Below are 20,461 nucleotides of genomic sequence, written 5' to 3'. Positions count from 1 at the left end.
TTCAGACTTTCCACACGGAAAATGTGCCATTTTGTGGAAATGGCCCTCACCTGAAGTTCCCGTTCCATCGCGTGGGAATGCCCCGGCATGGCTTAAAAGGTGGCCAGTCAACGAAATCCGGACGCTGATGTGACGAGGGCTACAGCTAGGGCTTGACGCGGAATGCTGGTTCAGCCATAATTTTCCATAAGAATCCTCGTAAATCCACACAAGGCAGCAGCTTGGAAGTCGGCCAGAGGCCGACAAATATCCGGGACAACCATCGAAGGAGATCCGTCCCCATGACCCACCACCCCTTGTCCGACAGTTCCACCGCCTCGGGCGCAAGTGCAGGTGCCGGAGTAGACGTTGCCGAGTACGGCTACAAGCAGGAGATGAAGCGGGGAACCGGCAAGTTCGCCTCATTCGCTGTTGCGTTCGCTTTCGTTTCTATTGCCACCGGCATTTTTACGACGTACGGTGCCGTCCTGAACAGTTCCGGTCCTGCGGGCATCTGGACGTGGCCCCTTGTCATCGTCGGACAGCTCATGGTCGCGCTGATCTTCGGCTCGCTGGCAGCCCGTATCCCCGTAACCGGATATTCCTACCAGTGGATGTCCCGGCTGGCCAATCCTGTGCTCGGCTGGATCATGGGATGGATATCGTTCACGTTTCTGGCCATTGTCGTCGTCGCAGTCGACTACACCATCGCCTCAACAGTGCTCCCTGTCCTTCTGGGCTATGAAGGCAATGCCGGCAACGCCTGGTTCATCACCAGCCTCGTCCTGGCAGCGCAGGCCTTGCTGGTCGCGTTCTCCACCAAGTGGACCGAGCGCGTCAACAACGTCGCTGTCACGGCTGAGCTCATCGGCATGGTCCTGCTCGTGGTCCTCCTGATCGTCGTCGGGGTCGTGGCCAAGGAAGTTAACTTCGCCAACCTCTTCTCGACCGGCGCGCTGCCGGCTGAAAACTACTTTGACTTCGGCACAGTGACCACGGTCGGACCCTGGATGTTGGGCACACTGCTGGGCGCCTTCACGATCGTGGGATTCGAATCTGCCGCCAACCTCGCAGAAGAGACCAAGGATCCCGCCCGGGTCGTACCCCGTGCCATGTGGCAGGCTGTACTGGCCTCCGGCATCCTTGGGTTCTTCTTCCTCCTTGCCATCACTCTGCTGGCCGGGGACCCGGTAGCCCTGGCCGAATCCGCAACCCCGGTCGCCGACGTCATCAACCGCGTCCTTGGACCCGTCGTGGGCACCGCACTGCTGGTCATGGTGGTTGTCGCGATCTTCGCCTGCGGCATGGTGATCCTGATGACCGGTGTGCGGCTCGTCTGGGCCATGTCCCGGGACGGCAGATTCCCGGGGCACGTGCTGTGGCACAAGGTGTCACCGCGTTTCGGAACGCCCACGGCCGCCACCGGCCTGATGTTCGCCCTCGGTGAACTGATCCTGGCACTCTTCGCCTTCCAGACAGATGCCCTGTTCAGCCTCTTCGCAGCAGCGACGCTCCTCCCGGCTGTTATCTACGCATCCACCGTTCTGCTGTACATCGTCAAGCGCAAAAGCCTTCCCCCCAGCAAAGGATTTACGCTGGGTAAGTTCGAAGTACCTGTCATTGTCCTGGCCTCGGTCTGGCTGATCTTCATGCTCCTGATCTTCCGTGATGCGTCCTTCATCAACTCCTGGCTGTATGTCGCGATCATGGTGGCCATCGGCGCGGTCTATCTGGTCTTCCTGCTCATCCGACGCGGCGGTCCCTCCGGACTCGCCATGCCCGACCTGCACTCCATCGACGCAGAGCTTGATGCCGACGCACAGCACACCGAAAGGACGCACCGAAAGTGACGACCGTACTTTCCATCGATCAGGGAACCTCCGGAACCAAAGCCGTGGTCGTCGACGACGCCGGCAAGATCCTTGGCCTGGCAGAACAGCCAGTCCGGCCCCACTACCTTCCCGGCAGCGGCGTAGAACAGGATCCCCAGGAACTGCTCGATTCAGTCCTGCAGGCCGGAAGGGCGGCCGTCGCCCAGTCCGGTGCACTGATTGACATCGTGACCATCGCCAACCAGGGCGAGACAGTCCTGGCCTGGGACCCGGCCACCGGCAAGCCCCTGTCCAACATGATCGTGTGGCAGGACCGCCGCGCCGAGAGCGTCTGCGCCGGCCTGGTGGACCGCAAGGAGGACTTCGCCAAGCGCACCGGCCTGGTCCTGGATCCGTATTTCTCAGCTCCCAAGCAGGCATGGCTGAGGAAGAACGTCACCCGCGAGGGCGTCGTAACGACCTCAGACAGCTGGCTGATCCATCAGTTGACCGGTGAGTTCGTCACGGACGTCAGTACGGCCAGCCGTTCCCTAACGACAAGCCTGGACAGCACCGAATGGGACCGGGAGCTGCTGGACCTGTTTGAACTCGGTGACGAGCAGCTCCCAAAAATCCTTCCCTCGGATGCCATCGCCGGATCCACCACCGCTTTCGGCGGCATCATGGCAGTGGGCGGGCTCATCGTGGACCAGCAGGCTGCCCTTTTGGCGGAGAACTGCCTTGCCCCCGGAGAAGCGAAATGCACGTTTGGCACCGGAGCGTTCCTGCTGGCCAACACGGGCAAAGGGGCGCTCCGTTCCTCGGCAGGACTGGCGGCCTCGGTGGCCTGGACCGTCAAAGACGAACCAACCTATTGCTTCGACGGGCAGGTCTACACCGCGGCCTCCGCCGTCAGATGGCTGCAGCAGCTCGGATTTATCAAGGCCGCCCCGGAGCTGGACATTGTGGCTGCCAAGGACTCAGAAGGAGTGTTCAGCGTACCGGCCTTCGCGGGACTGGCCGCGCCCTGGTGGAGCCCTGAATCCAAGGCATCCCTCACCGGGATGACCCTTTCCACCGGTCCAGGGCACATCGTGCTCGCCGTCCTCCAAGGCATCGCCGCGCAGGTCGCCGAGCTTGGTGGACTGGTGGCTTCGGACATCGGCCGGCCGCTCCAACGGCTGCGCGTGGACGGCGGACTGACGCAAAGCCGGGTCCTGATGCAGGCCGTCGCCGATCTCATGCAAATCGGGATCGATGTCTACCCGTCCCAGCACGCGACGCCCCTGGGCGCAGCAGCGCTGGCAAGGGTGGCACTGGACCCGTCCCGCACACTCCAGGACGCAGTGGTCCCGTGGAGCCCCAGCACTGTATACGAGCCGAAATGGTCTGCAGACGAAGCAGCCGAGTTCCGCGCACGGTGGTCATCCGCCGTCGAGGCAACAAGGTGACGAAGGAGAAAACCCAGATGAACAACACCCAGACCAAGACCTACGACGTCGCTGTCATCGGCGCCGGCATCGTCGGCTCAGCCATCGCACGAAAGCTGGCCGCGTACCAGCTCAGCGTCGCGCTTCTGGACGCCCGCGAGGACGTCGGCGACGGCACCAGCAAAGCGAACACGGCAATCCTTCATACCGGGTTCGACGCCAAGCCCGGCACCCTGGAGTCCAGGATGGTCCACGAGGGCTACCACCTCCTCTCGCAGTACGCCAAGGAAACCGGCATCCCTATTGAGCACACCGGTGCCATCCTCGTCGCCTGGAACGAGGAACAGCGTGACGCGCTTCCGGGACTGAAGGAAAAGGCCGAAAAGAACGGCTACGCCCAGACCGAAATTATCGATGCTGCCGAGATCTACCGACTCTTGCCACACCTCGGTGAAGGGGCCCTGGCCGGGCTGTCCGTCCCGGACGAATCCATTATCTGCACCTGGACCACCAACCTTGCCCTGGCAACCGACGCAGTCCAACGCGGCACGGAACTCCTGCTGCGCCGCTGGGTCAAAGGCTTCGATGTGCACGACGACGAAACCATCATTCACACCAGCATCGACCACATTTCTGCCCGCTGGGTAATCAATGCCGCTGGCCTGGGCGGCGACGCCATTGACCAAATGTTCGGCTACGACCGCATCCACATCACACCGCGCCGCGGCGAGCTGCTCGTGTACGACAAGCAGGCCCGACCGCTGGTGGACAAAATCGTTCTGCCCGTTCCGACAGCTCTCGGCAAGGGCGTCCTGGTCAGCCCAACCATCTACGGCAACGTCATGCTCGGACCCACCGCCGAAGACCTCGAGGACCGCACCAACACCGGCACATCCGAAAACGGCTTCAAATTCCTCAAAGGCAAGGGCGAAAACATCATGCCCAAGCTGCTGCACGAAGAAGTCACCGCAACCTATGCAGGGCTGCGCGCAGCCAGCGACCAGCCCGACTACCTCATCGACCTGGACACCAGGCAGCGGTACGTCATCGCCGGCGGTATCCGCTCCACCGGACTGACCTCCGGAATCGCCGTCGCGGAATACATCGACCAGCTGCTCGAGGAGTCCGGCGCGATTGAACTCATCGAGCGCGATGACCTGCCGGAACCGCCGCACATGCCCAATATTGGCGAAGCCTACCTCCGCCCTTACCAGGACGCTGCGCGGATCGCGGCAGATCCCGCATACGGGAAAATCGTCTGCTTCTGCGAACGCGTCACCGCCGGGGAAATCCGCGACACGTTCAGCTCCCCGATCCCGCCTTGCACCCTGGACGGGCTCCGCCGCCGGACCCGCGCCCAGAACGGCCGCTGCCAGGGCTTCTTCTGCGGAGCCGAGGTCAAAGAAATGCTCGACAGCCGCGGCGAAAACGTAGGACTCCCGGAGAGCAATGACAGCAAGACCCGACTCTCGACCATGGAGGCCAACAAGTGAGCACCCCCGCCACCGTCCTGACACCGACCGTCCTGATCATCGGCGCCGGCCCCTCCGGGCTCCGCGCCGCAGCAGAACTCGCTCCGAAGGTGAACGGCGAAGTCCTGGTCCTGGAACGCGAAAGCCTCGCCGGCGGCATCCCCCGTCACAGTGATCACCCCGGCTACGGGATCCGTGACATGGGCAAGTTCATCGACGGCCCCAAGTACGCACGAATCCTCCGGGAAAAGGCAGCCGCTGCCGGTGCGAGGATCCTAACCAATGCCATGGTCACCGATTGGGCCGGCGCCCGCTCCGTCAACGTGACCATGCCCGAGGGCCGGGTCCGGGTTGACGCTGACGTTGTCATCCTCGCCACCGGGGCCAGGGAGCGGCCCCGTCCCGCCCGCCTGATCCCGGGGGACCGCGGTCAGGGCATCTACACGACCGGACACCTGCAGAACATCGTCCACCTCAAGCACGGCAAGGTCGGCAAACGAGCAGTCATCGTCGGCGCGGAACTGGTCAGCTGGTCCGCGGCGATGAGCCTGCAGCACGTCAAGTGCAAGACAGTACTGATGACCACCGAATACCCCAAGGCGGACGCCTACCGCCTGTTCAGCGGGCCCGGCAGGATCTTCTTCAACACCAAGGTCGCCACCCGCACCAAAGTCACCCGCATCATCGGAAAGCCCAACGTTGAAGGCGTGGAAATTGAAAACCTCGACACCGGTGAACGAAAGATCGTCGACTGCGACACCGTCATCCTCACCGGTGACTGGATCCCGGACAACGAGCTGGCCCGGGCAGCCGGAATCGAGATTGATCCGGTCAGCAAGGCACCCGTCGTTGATGCCGCACTGCGGACAAGCAAGGACGGCGTCTTCGCTATCGGCAATATGCTGCACCCGGTCGATACGGCCGACGTGGCAGCACTGGACGGCGCTGCAGTCGCGGACCACGTCCTGGGATACCTTCGCGGGAACCGCCCTGCGGGTGCACCGGTCGGGCTCACCGCGGAAGCTCCCTTCAGGTGGGTTGCCCCGTCAGTCCTGCGCCAGAACGACCCGGCCCCGCCACGTCGCCGGCTGCTCCTGTGGAGCGACAAGTACGTTCCCTTCCCGAAGGTCGTTCTGCGGCAGAACGGAAAAGTCGTAGCCCAGAAAAGGCTCTTGTGGCCAGCTGCACCGGGCCGCGTCTTCCGCATTCCCTCCAGCCTGCTTGGTGGCATTGACTGGAAAGCGGGCGCTGTCAGCGTCGGCCTCGCAGACTAACCCACATAGACCGCGGCGCCCGGAGGGATCCGGGCGCGGCTTCAACCTGCCCGGCGACCGCCCGGGCGCCCAATAAAGGAGATCATCAATGACAGAACGCCAGAACATCTCATCCGGCTCGCCCCGTGAACCGATCCTCGGCTACTCCCGCGCCGTCCGCGTCGGAAACCAAATCGTGGTCGCCGGCACCACCTCCGGCGGCGTCGGGGACAACGCGGCAGAGCAGACCCGCGAAATCTACTCCCGCATCGAAACCGCTCTTAAACAGGCTGGCGCGTCCTTCCAAAACGTCATCCGTACCCGCGTCTACCTGACCGACATCGCCGACTTTGACGCGGTAGGAGAGATCCACGGAGAGATCTTCGGTAACATCCGTCCTGTGACCGCTGTTGTCGAAGTAAGCGCGCTGGCAGCGCCGAACCTTGTGGTCGAAATCGAGGCCGACGCATACGTCGCGTAGCGGCTTACTGACATAACGTAAGAGCGATGACCGCAATCACCCTCTTCGATCTGGACGGTGTCCTGACCAGGGGAGACACCATGGCTTCCCTGGTCGGGCGTCGCCTGGTGCAACACCCCGCCAGGCTCCTCAAGGCCGTTCCGCTTTTCCTGCTCACCCTTGCCGCCCGTCCCGAAAGCGACCTGAAAAGCTCAATGAACCGCAGGCTCGTGACGTTGGCGCTGAGAGGACTGAACGACCATCAATATGCCCAGCTGGCGGCAGAGACCGGGCGGAACTTGGCCGCCAGACCCGGATTCATCAACCACCAGATGATCGGGCGCTGCTCTGAGGCTGCCACCCAAGGGCGGGCCATCGTCGTCACGGCCTCAGAACGACGCCTGGCCCGCGCCTTTTTGGACGCCGTCGGGCTGCACGACGCCGAACTGCTGGCCTCCAACCTCGGCGTCCATGAACAGGCCCTGACCATGGCCACGCACAACGTCGGGGCAGCGAAAGTGGCCAGACTGTCAGACGCCGGCATCAACGTCGCCGACGCAACCTTCTACACTGACTCGGCCACCGACATCCCCCTGGCCGCAGCCGCAGCCAAGACCTACCTCGTCAACCCCGGGACCCGCTCCCGCCAGCGGCTTCAGGCCGCCGTGTCGGGGACGGAAACCATCCGCTGCAGATGACTGAACCGCGGATAGGCAGCGACCACAGTCCAAAGGAACCCAGATGAACTCGAACCCTCATCACACAAAAATGACTCTCTGCTGCGTTACTGACTGGCGCCGCGCCCCCGGTGAAATCGTTGAGATACATGCCGGTGGCGAACTGCTGCGCCGGGGCGAGGTCGACGAGGTCATGCCGAATGGTACGGGTTTTTGGTTGCTGGCAGACGGCGCCCATCTGCGTACCTATATCGACAAAGCCGAAGGCTTCGAACTCTGGGCCGCGCACCCAATTCAGAATCCATGACCCACAACCGGACCCTTTGGATCGGTCACCCGCCAAATTCAGTCGGGCGGTGCGCTTAGCCGACGATTGCCGCCGGCCACGGGGGGTTGTCAGACATCCATTTACCTAGAGCCAGCGCCAACTGCCGCAGCTCTGAAGAGGCAAAGTGGTGCACGTCCCACGACGCGTACAGCGTGATCGTGATCGGCTCTCCGCCTGCGTAGGCGGGAGTGGCACGGAGCCCGAAGCGCTGAGATTCCGTCACGAGGGCATAACCGTGCGTGCTCGCCGCCACTGCCTGCGCGACGGATCCTGTGGACAACTCACGGATGAGTATCGGTGGATCAAACCCCATCGTGGCTTCAAACACCGCTGCCCTGACTCCGGTACGGGGGACGATCACCCCATTATCCGCCAGGACCTCCAAATCCCCACGTCCGGCGTGGGTGAAGAGACGCTGCTCGGGTTCCAGACACTGAATCATGATGGGAATTTTCGCAACCGCCAACTGATGCCGATGAGGCGGGGGAGCCAGCGAACTGACCGCCAGGTCGACGTCCTGGTCCAGCAGTTGGTCCACTTCGCCGGCTGACACGATATGAAGGTCGGCAATGGGGGCCTCGGTACCCGCCATGAACGGTGTGAGCACTCCTTCTGCGGTCGCGTGAGGACAGCCCACGCGGAAAGACGGTACGCCCAAGTGACGGGTTCGCATGATGTCTTCAGCCTGTTGAAACCGCGTCAGCACCTCGTTTCCAAGCTCAAGGAGAGTGCTGCCCGCTGCTGTGAGGGCCATTCCGCTCGGGGTACGTCGAAAGAGCCTTATCGAAAGCTCCCCTTCGAGGCGACCTATCTGCTTTGAGACGGCCGGTTGCGTCACATGCAGTTTCGCTGCGGCCGAACTGACCGACCCGGTCTTCGCTATCGCCAGAAAGCACTCCAGATCACGTCTATCCATTCCAACAAGTTATACCGTTGGCGACAAAATGTCATTAGACAGAATACCCTCCTGCTGGAATGGTTGATCTTAGAGGGCGTGAGCCAGGCTACTTGTGTTTCATCTCACGCCGGACCATACTAATCCACATAAAACCTCAAAAAACCTCACTGGCAGCGACTGCACAAGGGGACACAACGAAGTGAAGGCGGCAGCGGTGACATTACAGCTCCCCGAAGGCAAGCGCTTGGCGGTGAACATCGGAGTGGACTTCGATGCGCATGCAACGTGGATGGGCACGTTTGGGCAAACCAGCCCCGGTTTCCTCTCGCGCGGCGAGTACGACGCGCTGGTGGGACTGCCCCGTGTACTGGAGGCATTGCGCGGGCACAACGTCGTGGGAAACTTCTTCACCCCGACGCACACCATGGCCACTTTTCCGCAAGCTTTTGAAAGCGTGCTCGAGAGCGGTCATGAGATTTCAGCCCACGGCTGCTGGCACGAACCGATCATGAAAATAACCCAGGACGATGAGCGGCGGTTGCTTGCCCTCCAGATCAAACAGCACGAACAGATTGTGGGAAAGGCTCCCCGCGGCTATCGTTCTCCGGCCTGGGACTTCACGGATCAGACCTTGAGCCTGCTGGAAGAATTTGGATTTGAATGGGACTCCTCCCTGATGGGGCGGGACTTCGAGCCATACAGGCCCAGACCCGTCACTCTGGACTATGAGAACGGGAACTCATTCGGCGACCCAAGCTCCCTTCTTGAATTTCCTGTCTCCTGGTACCTCGATGACTGGCCGGCTACAGAGCACATTCCCGGCGTAAGCACCGGTTTCGAGTCGCCCCGGGCGATCTACGAGCGATGGAAAGCGCACATAGATTTCGCTTACGCACGGGTTCCGAATGCACTCGTCTCGATCACCATTCATCCCCAAGCAATCGGACGGCCGCACAACCTGCTCATGTTCGAAGAGCTTCTCGATTACATCGCCGGACTCGAAGGTGTGTGGTTCACCAACCTCAGTGCCCTTCTTCCGCACTGGACCGACTAACCACAGCCCCCTCAAATGCAAGGAAAACTGACCATGAACCTAAAGCACCGGATTTTTGGAACAGCCTTGGCTGCCCTGTCCTTGACGCTGCCACTTGCAGCCTGCGGTGGCGGAACCCCTCCCGGTTCCTCCAGCGGCGGCGAGAAGAAGCTGAACATCGGCGTCTTCATTCCCGCGAACAGCAACGCATACCTGCAAGCGGAAGAAAAGGCCGCCAAGGCAGTGGGCGAAGAGCTTGGCGTCAACGTTACGGTCATCACCAGCAACTGGAAGGCCCAGGACCAGAACACCGCATTCCAGCTCGCCCAGCAGCGCAAGACGTACGACGGATGGGTCGTGAACGCCATCTCCCCATCCGACCAGTGCAACGGAATCAAGAAGGCAGCCAACAGTGGCATCCCCATCATCATCGCCATCACTGCCATTTGCGGTGACGACGGGTACAGCGAAGGCACAGTAGGTTTCGTCGGCGAGCAGAACCGCGACGGCTACACCAAATGGACCGACCATATCCTGGCCAGCACGCAGCCCGGGCCAGTCTCCCTGATCACCGGCCCCCCTCTCGACTTCGTCACAGACACCACCACGGCCGCGGTCAAGGAAGGGTTTGCCAAGAAGTCCAACTTCTCACTGGCCAACGTCGAGAACACCGACTACTCCACAGACGCAGCCTTCAAGGCATCGCAGACGTTCCTGAACGCGAACAACGGACTCAAAGCGATCGCCAGCAACTACTCCGGAATGACCCGCGGTGTGGTCCAGGCAGTCAAGCAGGCCGGCAAGCAGGACAGCGTACTGGTCTATGACAGCAACGGCGACAGCTGGACGAAAGAACAGATCCAGGCCGGAACCGTCAAGGCAGCACTGCCCGGCATGCCTTCCACTGACATCAAGCTGTCGGTCCAACTGCTGGTTGACAAGATCAAGGGCAAGGACGTCGCGAAGAACACCAACCCGCTCGATACGCTCAAATTCCCCGGCGCACCAGTGATCACCAAGGACAACGTCGCTCAGTGGAACCCCGAGTACTAATAGCTCGCACCCGGGTGCGGCCCCGGTTCGGCGGGCCGCACCCATGACCCCCTTTGCAAGAGGAATTTTCAATGAGTCAAGCCATTGTGTGCACGGACGTAAGCAAACGCTACGGGCCATCTACGGTTGTATCGGATGTGAGCATCACCGTTGAAGAGGGTACGGTCCACTCTTTAGTGGGAGCCAACGGCGCGGGCAAGTCCACGTTGCTTGGAATCATGAGCGGCAGGACAGCACCGAGCTCCGGTCACGTTTCCGTGCTTGGACATGAACTCAAGACAGGCAGTCCGGTCGATGCCCGCCGCGCGGGCCTTGCCGCCGTCTACCAGGAGCTGACCGTGCTCCCTGCGATGACCGCAGTGGAGAATGTCTTTCTTGGCCAAAACCTGACCTCCGGTGGATGGCTCAGGAAACGTGAGATGGTCAGGCGCTTCAAGGACCTATGTGATGATTTCGGCGTCACGTATGATCCGCACGAACCGGCACGCGAACTAACCGTGGCAAAGGCTCAAATACTTGAGATTCTCAGGGCCGTCCAGTCCGGTTCGCGGGTCATACTCTTCGACGAACCCACCGCTGCGCTGTCCGAGCGCGAACGCCGCCATTTCCTGGACCTCGTCCGGGAACTGAAACGACGCGGAATCACCATGGTCCTTGTCACGCACAACCTTGGCGAGGTCCTGGAAGTCAGCGATCACATCACCGTCATGACCAACGGCCGTACGACCGCCGATGGCCCTGTATCGTCGTGGACGCGCCCGGCCCTGGTAGAGGCGATGACAGGTGTGCGCGCCGCTGAAAGGGCGCCCCAGCGGGGCTTCAGCATAGGAGACATCATCCTTGAAGCTGATGACGTCGAGCTGCCCGGCGCCATCAGTGGAATATCCATAACGGCCCGGGCCGGCGAAGTCGTAGGTCTCGCAGGGCTAGTAGGTTCCGGCAGAACAAGTCTCCTTCGTTCCCTGGCAGGAGCTGAACCCGCCAGTTCCGGCTCGTTGCGAATCCGCGGGAAGGAAGTAGCCTGGCCCAGGCGCGTGCGGGCGGGCCTTCGCCTGGGCATCGGGCTCATTCCTGAAGAACGCAAGACCGAGGGGCTGCATCTGCAGATGTCCCTGCCGGACAACGTGACTCTTGCACGGCTGGATGACGTTTCACGATTCGGAGTAGTCCGATCCACGGAGCAGCTGGCAGTGGCCAGGAAGATGCTGACCAACCTCGCACTAAGCCGCGAAGTCGGGACCTACCCGGTTGGCTGGCTAAGCGGCGGCAACCAACAAAAAGTCGCGGTCGCGAAATGGCTCTACCGGGACCCGGATGTCCTGTTGGTTGATGAGCCGACGAGAGGCATTGATGTTGGCGCCAAGGCAGATGTGCTCGACGCCATCCGGGAAGCCGCCAACCAAGGCAAAGCGGTAATCGTCACCAGTGCAGAGATCGAGGAAGTACTCGAAATCAGCGATCGCGTGATCGTCATGAGTGAAGGCCGAGCCGTGGCTGAAATCGATCTCCATACCCAATCTCCAACTCCTGGCGACATCCTCCACGTCGCCTTCGGCGTCAAAGGAACATCATGAGCGGCAGTAAAACAATAGCCCCCGAAGCCACCGACCACACGGTCGCCAAGCCAGGGTGGTTCTCTCCGGAACGTATCCTCGAGTACTCAATGCTCGGGGTCCTGATCGTCCTCATCATTGCTGCAACGGCAATATATCCAGGATTCCTGGAACCGGGTAACCTGCAGATCGTCCTGACGCAGTACGCCCCGTTGGGCGTCGTTGCGGTGGGAATGACCCTGGTAATTATCGCCGGAGGTTTCGACCTTTCGGTAGGCGCGATTTTTGCGACCGCGGCGACAATCGCGGCTGCACTTTCCACCGAAATTGGTGTGACGCCGGCAATTTTCCTCGCACTCAGTGCCGGCGTCGTGCTCGGAGCCATTAATGCGTTCGGCGTCACCGTCCTCAAGGTCAACCCGTTCATCACCACTCTGGGCACGTCTTCCCTGTACTCCGGCGGCGTCTTGTTCTTCACGAACTCCACTGCCTTCAGTGACACCAACGAAGACTTTCAATGGCTCGGGACCGGCACCCTTTTGGGCATCCCGATCACCATACTCGTGCTGGTTCTGACTTTCGCAGTGGGCGTCCTGGCCCTTAACTTCACGAGTTTCGGCAGGAGCATTTACGCGATCGGGGGCAGCAGGGAAGCTGCCAGGCTCTCCGGAATCCACGTCAACCTCATACAGGGCTCGACCTATGTCATCAGCGGCTTCCTGGCCGCGCTGGCCGGCGTTCTGACGGCTTCACAGCAAGGCGCGGGCCAAGGCTCCATGGGCGCCAGTGTCGCATTGGATGCCATCGCCATCGTGGTGATCGGCGGAACCTCCCTGGTCGGGGGTGAAGGTAAGCTCTGGCGGACCGCAGTAGGACTTTCCGTCCTCGCCATCCTCGACAACATCTTCTACAGCCTTGCGGTGGACAGCAACGCCCAGCTCATCGTCAAGGGTGCGATCGTTATTCTCGCCGTCGCTGCAGACCAGCTCGTCAAGCGGAGACAGCGTTGAGTTCTTACCCCCTCTCCAGCCCCTCAATTCCGACGCTGGAGGCACCCGTAACTGTCCGGGTTGACTGTTGGGGTATTTCACACATCGAGGCAGCGTCCTCAAGGGACGTTTTCAGGGCCCAGGGTTGGGTTCATGCAGCTGATCGGCTGTTCCAGATGGATTTGTGGCTCCGCAAAGGGCTTGGAAGACTGGCTGAAGTATTCGGTGAGGGCTTCGTCAAACGGGATCGGGCGGCACGCCTGTTTGTCTATCGACAGAGCGACGAGGCAGAGCGGAACGCGTACGGCAAGAACGCCATGGAGGCCCTGGAGTGCTTCGCGGAAGGCGTGAATGCCTACATCATCGCCACGTCCGAAGACGACACCTTATTGCCCCCTGAATTCCATCATGCCGGGTACCGTCCCCTGCGGTGGATACCAGAAGACATCTCGCGCATCCGATCCCACGGACTGTTCGACAATGTGATCCAGGAAGTCGATCGTGCGGTGACCTTACGCGATTTCGGAGAGCCGGTCGAAAACCTCAGAAGAGTCCGTCAGCCGTTGCTGCCCCTTTCGCTTCCGGAGGGCCTTGACCTGTCGTCCATCCGCCCGGAAATACTGGAGGATTACCTTCTGGCCACGTCTCCCGTCGTCATTGACGGCGTGCCCGCCCTCACGTCGGCTCGAAGTGAGGGCAGCAATAATTGGGTCATTTCAGGGTCCAGGACCGCCACCGGACGCCCGATTCTCGCCAACGACCCGCACCGTTCATTGCCGCTGCCCGCACTGCGTTACATCGTGCACCTTAAGTGCCCGGAGTTCGATGCAATCGGGGCAGGCGAGCCGGTTCTTCCCGGAATCTCCATAGGGCACAACGGCCGGGTCGCCTTTGGCCTGACCATTTTCCCCACGGATCAGGAGGACCTGTATGTCTACGACCTGGATCCGAATGACTCCGGCCGATACAGGTGGCAGGACGGATGGGCCGGGTTCGAGGTCGTTCAGGAAACGATCAATGTTCGGGACGGGGAGCCCGTCACGACCAAAATCATGTTTTCGAAGCACGGACCCGTGCTTTTCGTTGATGAGGAAACCAACCGGGCATTTGCCTTGCGCGCAGCCTGGCTTGAACCGGGGGCAGCTCCCTACCTCGGTAGCCTCCGGTACCTGACAGCAACGTCGGTGGAAGAGTTCCTCAGCGCAGTCGATTCCTGGGCGCTTCCAAGCGTCAACCACGTTGTGGCCGACGACAGCGGTAACATCGCGTGGGCGCCACGCGGGCTGATTCCCCGCCGGCCAAACTGGGACGGAACGCTTCCTGTTCCGGGTGACGGCAGATACGAATGGGACGGCTTCCTGGATTCGAGCGAGCTTCCCACAACAATTAATCCTCAGGATGGATGGCTTGCCAGCGCCAACCAGTTCAACCTTCCGGCCGACTGGAGCCTCGCTCCCGTTACTACCGAATGGTTGGCTTCCTTCCGGCACCAGAGAATTGCGCAGGAACTTGAACACGCCAGCCAGTGGGGACTTCAGGAGAATGCCAAGCTGCAAAACGATGTCATTAGCCTGCCTGCCAAGTCTGTCCTTGCCGTACTTCGGGAGCACCAGCCCATGGATCTCACTCACAGCGCCAAAGCTGCGCTCGGGTGCATGCTGGACTGGGACTGCAGCATGGGCGATGATTCCGAAGCCGCAGCCCGTTTCGAGCTTTGGTTCCGTGAGCACCTAAGGCCGCTCCTGCTGCAGTGGGCGCTCAAGGACCAACCCGATCCAGCAGTGGCGGCAGCACATATTGAGCAGATACGGCGTGAGGACCTCACCGGAGACGCAAGGATTGACCTTCTGCTCCTGGGCAAGCTGGAAGCAGAGCCCCAGGTGCTCTGCACAATCCTTACCAAGTCCTTGGAAGCCTCGGCAGAACATTGGCCATGCGGGGAGCAAACCCGCTGGGGTGACATTCACACCGCGCGTTTCAGCCACCCGATGCGTGGCGAGGCTGAGTGGTCGCTGCCGCCGGTCCGGAAATCGGGCAGCCCGGACACTGTGAATGTTTCCGCGCGGGACAAGAACAATGTGCAGACCGTTGGAGCGTCGTTCAGAGTGATCTGCGACGTAGGGGAGTGGGACAACTCCATTGCCGTCAATACGCCGGGACAATCAGGCGACCCCCGTTCCGGGCACTACTCGGATCTGACCCCACTGTGGGCATCCGGGCAGTACTTTCAGCTCGCCTATTCGCGTGAGGCGGTCGCCCGCCTTGCTGACACGCACTACATCATTGAGCCTTTGGTACAGAACAGGACGCCCGCATGAGCACAAACAAGGATCAGCGGACAGTTATCGTGACAGGTGCCGCCGGCAGCCTGGGGAAAGCGACTGTGGCCGCTTTTCATAAGGAAGGGGCACATATCTTCCTGGTGGACCTCAACCCTGCCGTCCTCAGTGTCGCAGAGGACCTCGGGGACAACGCCACCGCGGTTGTCGCTGATGTTGCCAGCGAAGCAGGCTGGCAAGCGGTCATCGACGCAGTCACCGCTTCGGGCAATAAGGTTCACGTACTCGTAAACGTTGCAGCAGTCTATCGACGGGGTAGCATCACACTAACCCCCGCATCCGACATCGATTTGCACTACCAGGTGAATCAACGAGCGCCTTTGCTGGGGGTCAGGGCTGCCGTGCCATACCTCAAAGAAGCGGAAGGCGCTTCCATTGTCAATGTGGCCTCAACCGCCGGCCTGACGGGGGACCCGGACATCGTCGCCTACTCAGCAACGAAGTGGGCAGTCCGCGGCATGTCCAAATCACTGGCGGCCGAACTCGCGCCATCAGGGATTCGAGTGAACAGCGTCATCCCGGGTCTCTTCGACTCCGCCATGGCACAAGCGAACGGCGAAGACGTCAACCGCAGCATCCTTGCCAGGACGTTCCTGAAACGCCTCGGGACTCCTGAGGAAGTCGCAGCAGCGATTCTCTTCCTCAGCTCCGATGCCGCTTCTTACATCACCGGAGCAGAAATCGTTGTCGACGGCGGACTTTCCGTCTAGAGCAGAAGTACTAAGGAGAACACTTTTGAGCAGGCTCGCTACTAAGATCGCGATTGTGACCGGCGGGGGAAGCGGCATAGGTGCCGGGATAGTCGAGGAATTCCGCAGGCAGGGAGCCGTCACCATCGCCGCCGATGTCACCTTCTCGACGTCCACAGGGATGGAACGATATCTCGACGTCACTGACGAATCGGCCTGGTTTGAGCTGGTGAAAGACGTAACCAAAGAGCATGGCCCGCTGAGCGTCCTGGTCAACAACGCCGGGACTGCCGGATTCCAGCCCCTGGATGAACTCGACCGCTCGGAATGGGACCGGATCGTGAACGTCAACCAACTCGGAACCTACCTCGGAATCAAGGCAAGTATCCCGTCGATGCGCAGGGGAGAGGCAGGTTCCATCATCAACATTTCCTCGATGTTTGGCTCGCGTGCTGTTCCGGCGCTCGCCGCCTATCAGGCCAGCAAAGCCGCCGTCCTTGGGATCACCAGAAACGCGGCCATCACCTACGCCGCAGAAAACATACGGGCCAATGCTATCCTTCCCGGTTGGATTGATACTCCGATGACAGCGTCTCAGGACCGTCGGCTCAATGAGAAGTTCGTTGACAGCACACCGATGCGACGGGGCGGCAGCCCCCGGGATATTGCCAACGCAGCGGTCTACCTGGCGGGCGACGAATCCGCGTTCGTTACCGGGATCGAGTTGCCGGTCGACGGGGGCTACCTGGCGCAGTGACGCCCGCCGCAGGGTCCGGCGCTTGCTGCAGCGCCGGACCTGATATCGAAGTTTTGTGCTGGACCGCTCTGCTCAGTTCGCACCCACGAACAGACAGCGAGAGATGAAGGGTGGCAGCTTCCGATGAAGCCGTGTGCGGGGTCGGAGGGGTGGCGCCCTTGTGTAGAACAGACCAGGCGGAAACTACCCCGTGATCCCGAGGGCCAGCGAAACCAGGATGGACGCGCAACGGAACCCGCTTCCGCTGCGGACAATCAGCTGCAGGCCCTTCTACGGATAAGTAACGAACTCCGGGCCCGGCAACTTCCGTCGCTGGCGCCGCTGCCAACCGGCGGGAGCTGTGCCTGCAACACATGGTCAGCCGAATGGCTGCACGCCGCGCTCTTACTGTCTTGGAGAATGAGGCCCTCGTCTATCGCGAGGGCACCCGCGGTACATTCGTGGCTGAAGCCAACAGAAATCCGCCTGCAAATCGGCGTGTCGATGGAAACAACAGCCCAAGAGAAGCACTGTAAGGCACGATACGATCAGCAGGTTTTCTCGACGACTTTGAATTGGACGGCATTGAACGACTACCTTGACCGGCTGAGCGCCGCAGTCTCCTCCAAGCAAGCAATTTTGATTCTTGGCACCGGAGTTAGCAAGGCGCTCAGCGGGGGAGCAGGAGCGGCTGATTGGATAGGCCTCCTTAGGGATGGCATCAAACGGCTTGTGCACCGCTCCGAACTGCAGTCTTGGGGCGCACTGCAGGAGATGGCCCTTGATGATGCTTTGGAGCGCGATGACTTAGACGGATTGCTTGGTGTTGCGAGCCAGATTTCAGCCAAGCTGAGGGCGCCCGGATCTCAGGCTTATTCCGATTGGTTACGAGACTCTGTCGGAAGCCTGCGCGTAGTGCGCCCCGAGCTAGCAATATCCCTAGAGCAACTCGAGTTGCCAATCCTCACGACAAATTATGATCAGTTGATTGAAAAAGCGCTGCGGCGGACATCAATCGACTGGACCGATGCCGAGTCCATGCGTGAGGTGTTCAAGGGTGAAACTCCATCCGTTGGCCATCTTCACGGTGTTTGGAATCGTCCTAACACGGTTGTCCTGTCGGAGAGTGATTACACCAGAGTAATGCATGACCAGCCTGGGCAGTTCGTTCAGCAGGCGCATTATTCAACAAAGTCGTTTATATATGTAGGCTTTGGAAGCGGATTGCACGATCCAAATTTTTCCCGTCTGCTGAAACGCCACAGCGTACTGTTCCCAGATTCACGGGGAGACCATTTCAGGCTTTGTCTGTCTAGCGAACTATCGCAATTGGAGTCTGCCCATGCTGAGCACGACATTCGCGTCATCAGCTACGGTCACGAGTACGAAGATCTCGCACCGTTCATTGACTCCCTAAGAGGCGGGGCTCCCTCCGCTAAGACACCGTCACCGAAGCGCGACAACCTTGCCTTTGCCAGGGAGGCTATCCTTGAGCCGATTCGCAGTGAGACTGTGGTTGGATCTCATCTTGATGACGTGGCTGACTGCGATCTCGCCGACCTTACCGTCCCGCCAGTTCTACTACCTGTGCCGCACGAACAGTTTGCGTCAATGCAGGATCTTGACGACGATTTGAAGCCCCGCAGGCTGGACGTCGAAGCAATGTATAAGGAGTCGAAGCTGCTGATCCTCGCAGGTGAGGAACTGTCCGGACTAACCACAGCCTTGCGCTGGGTTGTAGCCAAAGCTTCATTCATGCGTCCCGGTGTAGCGCCAGTATTTGTCGACTCGCGAAATTGCACTCAGGGAAAGACTCCGCTGGAGAATCAAGTCCGCCGGGAGTCACTGCTGCATAGGCTGATTGACCATAAGAAAGACGCCCTACCTGATCACGTACTTGCAGTCGACAACCTGCTGCCTCGGGATTCGACGACCTATCAACAGATACTCGATGATCTCCTAGATTCTTCAGCAGATTTCATTGTGATCGGCACGAAGCAGGGGGAGGAACAACGTCTGGCGCAGGACCTTCAGGAGCACGGACTCGGGGTGGAGATCGCGTATGTAGGAAAGCTAGGTCGTCCGGAAATTCAATCTCTCGCCCAGATTGTGGCGCCAAAGAGATCAGAGACTATTGCAGATGGGGTTTGGGACGTTCTTCGCCGTGAGCATCTTTCTCGGAACCCTTTTACTATTTCACTTCTTGTCTCATTATTTGTTCAAATAGGCGGAGCCAGTACGCACTCATCTGAAACCGCCGTTTTGGATGACTATGTCAGCCTTCTCCTAGGGCGTAATGGGCCATACCTGGATGCTCGATATTCCCTCAATCCGCAAAATCGCGAAACTGTACTCGCCGAACTCGCGAAAGAGTTTGTAAACCAAAAGAAGGGTGCATTGGCGCAGGATGATGCCTTGCGCAGCATCGCGGACTATTTTTCAAGCGTTGGATGGAAAGAGAACCCTATAGAAGCGCTTGAGAGCTTCAGGGATATGAGAGTCCTTCGCATATCTTCAGGGTTAGTTCAGTTTCAACAGTCAAGCTATCTACACTTGTTCGCCGCGAAAGCTGCAATCCGTGATGATGTTTTTCTCTCCAAGTTGTTCGAAGATCCAGTGTTCTATGCTCCGATAGTCCGGCACTACGCCGCTCTCGTCAGAAATAGTGAGCGCGCCGTACATAGGATCGAGCAGTTGCTTACTGATTGGCCAGCCGAAGCACCGACTGGTCACATATTTGGCCAAGTAGAAAAGTCAGCCGCGCCGGAGGAGCTAGGTAGGCTGTTTGAAGGTCCGGTTCCCTCAGAAGATGTGGAAGAAGAGTCCGGTACGCCTGGGAACACTTCGGTCGAAGACGTAGCGGAGGATGACTATGATTACTCGGACGACACGGACATGGTTCCATTCCCACTTGAAGATCCGTCCAAACTGAGTCGGTCACAACGCATGGTTGGCGTAGTGGATCTGGCCTCGCGGGTGCTTCGAGACTCTGACCAAATGCCGAACCTGGCGTTGAAGAGCGCGGTACTGAAGCAGGTCTTCCGCGCGTGGGGCGCTACTTTGGACGCGCTCGAGGGTGACGCCATCTTTGAAGAACCTGCACGAGCGATCGTCGATGGCGTCGTTGCCGAGGGGAATATCAAACCCGAGAAAACCGATGACATGGTCGCTCGCATAGCCATGTTCATTCCATCTTTTGTCATTTTTTCTGGTGTTTCAGCTTGCCTGTCTTCCCGGAAGCTGCTGGTTACGTACGAAAATGTTGTGCAGGATGAAGAATTCAGTATGGATGAATATGGACTACCGATGGCGGCTATGTTCGCATTTGACGTACAGGAGCGCGGATGGGCCAAATACCTTCCAGAACTTGTCAGATTACATGGAGATCGGTGGATCGTTTCCGAATTTATTGGGATGCTCGCAACAGTCGCTTTTAGGCAACAGGAACTGACCCCATACGATGAAAATGATCTGAAGAAGTTTCTCCGCGAAAGGACTCTTCGCCGCTATACTTTTGATTCCGACGGGGATCGGACGAGGCGAATAGCAAAGTACGAGCAGGACCTGGTTCGCGATCGTGCGTTGCATCGGCGGCAGCGATTGGCGCCCGGTACGACAACCGCCGAGAAGGTACTTGAGGGCCCAGCCTGACGCCAGCAAAGCGCATTAACCGCTCCAGGCACGCCGACCTCAAGAGCCCCACCAAAGGGACGATGAGCCGCCAAAGATCTGTCCGGCCTGCACGGATTTGTCGCTGAAAT

17 protein-coding genes are annotated in these 20,461 nt (G+C 60.0%); 16 read left to right on the top strand and 1 reads right to left on the bottom strand.

Annotated features, from left to right (window positions below):
- Nucleotides 1-281: 281 nt before the first annotated feature.
- From ACFRAU_RS07610 to ACFRAU_RS07580, 7 genes are all read left to right on the top strand, one after another.
- Complete coding sequence (locus ACFRAU_RS07610; RefSeq protein ID WP_377999406.1) at nucleotides 282-1,829, top strand: amino acid permease; 1,548 nt, start codon at nucleotides 282-284, stop codon at nucleotides 1,827-1,829.
- Nucleotides 1,826-3,241: an FGGY family carbohydrate kinase gene (locus tag ACFRAU_RS07605; protein WP_377999405.1), complete on the top strand. Its 1,416-nt coding sequence runs from the start codon at nucleotides 1,826-1,828 to the stop codon at nucleotides 3,239-3,241. The genes ACFRAU_RS07610 and ACFRAU_RS07605 overlap by 4 nt, the downstream gene beginning before the upstream one ends.
- A gap of 17 nt (nucleotides 3,242-3,258) precedes the next feature.
- Nucleotides 3,259-4,713 carry an NAD(P)/FAD-dependent oxidoreductase gene (locus ACFRAU_RS07600; protein ID WP_377999404.1) on the top strand — a complete coding sequence of 485 codons (1,455 nt, stop codon included), beginning with the start codon at nucleotides 3,259-3,261 and terminating at the stop codon, nucleotides 4,711-4,713.
- On the top strand, nucleotides 4,710-5,966 hold the full coding sequence (locus tag ACFRAU_RS07595; protein WP_377999403.1) for an NAD(P)/FAD-dependent oxidoreductase: 1,257 nt from the start codon (nucleotides 4,710-4,712) through the stop codon (nucleotides 5,964-5,966). The genes ACFRAU_RS07600 and ACFRAU_RS07595 overlap by 4 nt, the downstream gene beginning before the upstream one ends.
- An 88-nt stretch (nucleotides 5,967-6,054) precedes the next feature.
- A complete protein-coding gene (locus ACFRAU_RS07590; protein ID WP_377999402.1) occupies nucleotides 6,055-6,426 on the top strand; it encodes a RidA family protein in 372 nt (123 codons plus the stop codon).
- A 26-nt stretch (nucleotides 6,427-6,452) separates the two neighbouring features.
- Entirely contained in the window at nucleotides 6,453-7,103 is a 651-nt protein-coding gene (locus ACFRAU_RS07585; RefSeq protein WP_377999401.1) for an HAD family hydrolase, read from the top strand.
- Nucleotides 7,104-7,146: 43 nt separating this feature from the next.
- The gene (locus tag ACFRAU_RS07580) at nucleotides 7,147-7,389 is read left to right on the top strand and encodes a hypothetical protein (protein ID WP_377999400.1); all 243 of its coding nucleotides are present in this window, start codon (nucleotides 7,147-7,149) and stop codon (nucleotides 7,387-7,389) included.
- Between the two features lie 55 nt (nucleotides 7,390-7,444).
- Here the strand turns inward: ACFRAU_RS07580 and ACFRAU_RS07575 are convergent, their stop codons facing one another.
- Nucleotides 7,445-8,326, bottom strand: a complete 882-nt coding sequence (locus ACFRAU_RS07575) for a LysR family transcriptional regulator (RefSeq protein ID WP_377999399.1) — start codon at nucleotides 8,324-8,326, stop codon at nucleotides 7,445-7,447.
- A 181-nt stretch (nucleotides 8,327-8,507) separates the two neighbouring features.
- Between ACFRAU_RS07575 and ACFRAU_RS07570 the strand changes: the two genes are divergently transcribed.
- The 9 genes from ACFRAU_RS07570 to ACFRAU_RS07530 all read left to right on the top strand — a co-directional run bounded on the left by ACFRAU_RS07570 (nucleotide 8,508) and on the right by ACFRAU_RS07530 (nucleotide 20,351).
- On the top strand, nucleotides 8,508-9,362 hold the full coding sequence (locus tag ACFRAU_RS07570) for a polysaccharide deacetylase (protein WP_377999398.1): 855 nt from the start codon (nucleotides 8,508-8,510) through the stop codon (nucleotides 9,360-9,362).
- A 33-nt stretch (nucleotides 9,363-9,395) separates the two neighbouring features.
- Nucleotides 9,396-10,394 carry a sugar ABC transporter substrate-binding protein gene (locus ACFRAU_RS07565; protein WP_377999397.1) on the top strand — a complete coding sequence of 333 codons (999 nt, stop codon included), beginning with the start codon at nucleotides 9,396-9,398 and terminating at the stop codon, nucleotides 10,392-10,394.
- Nucleotides 10,395-10,465: 71 nt separating this feature from the next.
- Complete coding sequence (locus ACFRAU_RS07560; RefSeq protein WP_377999396.1) at nucleotides 10,466-11,968, top strand: sugar ABC transporter ATP-binding protein; 1,503 nt, start codon at nucleotides 10,466-10,468, stop codon at nucleotides 11,966-11,968.
- Nucleotides 11,965-12,957: an ABC transporter permease gene (locus ACFRAU_RS07555; RefSeq protein ID WP_377999395.1), complete on the top strand. Its 993-nt coding sequence runs from the start codon at nucleotides 11,965-11,967 to the stop codon at nucleotides 12,955-12,957. The genes ACFRAU_RS07560 and ACFRAU_RS07555 overlap by 4 nt, the downstream gene beginning before the upstream one ends.
- Complete coding sequence (locus ACFRAU_RS07550) at nucleotides 12,954-15,254, top strand: penicillin acylase family protein (protein WP_377999394.1); 2,301 nt, start codon at nucleotides 12,954-12,956, stop codon at nucleotides 15,252-15,254. The genes ACFRAU_RS07555 and ACFRAU_RS07550 overlap by 4 nt, the downstream gene beginning before the upstream one ends.
- Nucleotides 15,251-15,985 (top strand): SDR family NAD(P)-dependent oxidoreductase, encoded by a 735-nt coding sequence (locus tag ACFRAU_RS07545; protein ID WP_377999393.1) that lies wholly within the window; start codon nucleotides 15,251-15,253, stop codon nucleotides 15,983-15,985. Before ACFRAU_RS07550 ends, ACFRAU_RS07545 begins: the two co-directional genes overlap by 4 nt.
- A gap of 25 nt (nucleotides 15,986-16,010) precedes the next feature.
- Nucleotides 16,011-16,721, top strand: a complete 711-nt coding sequence (locus tag ACFRAU_RS07540) for an SDR family NAD(P)-dependent oxidoreductase (RefSeq protein ID WP_377999392.1) — start codon at nucleotides 16,011-16,013, stop codon at nucleotides 16,719-16,721.
- Nucleotides 16,722-17,059: 338 nt separating this feature from the next.
- A complete protein-coding gene (locus ACFRAU_RS07535) occupies nucleotides 17,060-17,236 on the top strand; it encodes a hypothetical protein (RefSeq protein ID WP_377999462.1) in 177 nt (58 codons plus the stop codon).
- The gene (locus ACFRAU_RS07530) at nucleotides 17,205-20,351 is read left to right on the top strand and encodes an SIR2 family protein (RefSeq protein ID WP_377999391.1); all 3,147 of its coding nucleotides are present in this window, start codon (nucleotides 17,205-17,207) and stop codon (nucleotides 20,349-20,351) included. The genes ACFRAU_RS07535 and ACFRAU_RS07530 overlap by 32 nt, the downstream gene beginning before the upstream one ends.
- The last annotated feature ends 110 nt before the right edge of the window (nucleotides 20,352-20,461 follow it).

This window comes from Arthrobacter sp. NPDC056691 (assembly GCF_042791415.1).
GTDB lineage: Bacteria > Actinomycetota > Actinomycetes > Actinomycetales > Micrococcaceae > Arthrobacter.
This window is presented reverse-complemented; position numbering and strand designations above follow the sequence as displayed.